Origin of the sequence: Litorerythrobacter xanthomarinus (genome assembly GCF_046254955.1) — a bacterium.
In the GTDB taxonomy this organism is placed as follows: domain Bacteria; phylum Pseudomonadota; class Alphaproteobacteria; order Sphingomonadales; family Sphingomonadaceae; genus Qipengyuania_C.
Window position 1 is genome coordinate 1 of the sequence record NZ_JBJXRG010000013.1, and the last position, 261, is coordinate 261.

Genomic DNA, 261 nt, shown 5'->3' on the forward strand with positions numbered 1-261 from the left:
GCGCGGCGCTGAACAGGTCGCCATACGGCACGGCAAACACCTCGTCGGCGTGGGGCCAGCCGCCCGCGCTCGCCCCGATGTTCGCCCGCAGGTCCAGCATCTCGGTGGCCGTGCGGTTGGCGCCCACGATGCGCCCGTCGGCGTCCCCGACGTGGGGGTGCTTCTCCAGCTCGCCGCGTCGGCGAAGTTCGGAACGGTCGGGCTCGTGTACTACCGCGTCTCGAGAGATTCGGGCGTCGTGGCGGACCCGGTAGAGGACTT

1 protein-coding gene is annotated in these 261 nt (G+C 71.3%); it reads right to left on the reverse strand.

Features of this window, described 5'->3' with window-relative positions; all coding sequences use genetic code 11:
* Nucleotides 1-261, reverse strand: a 261-nt coding sequence (locus ACEWMW_RS14505) for a hypothetical protein (RefSeq protein ID WP_409414675.1), incomplete at both ends; no start/stop codon positions are given.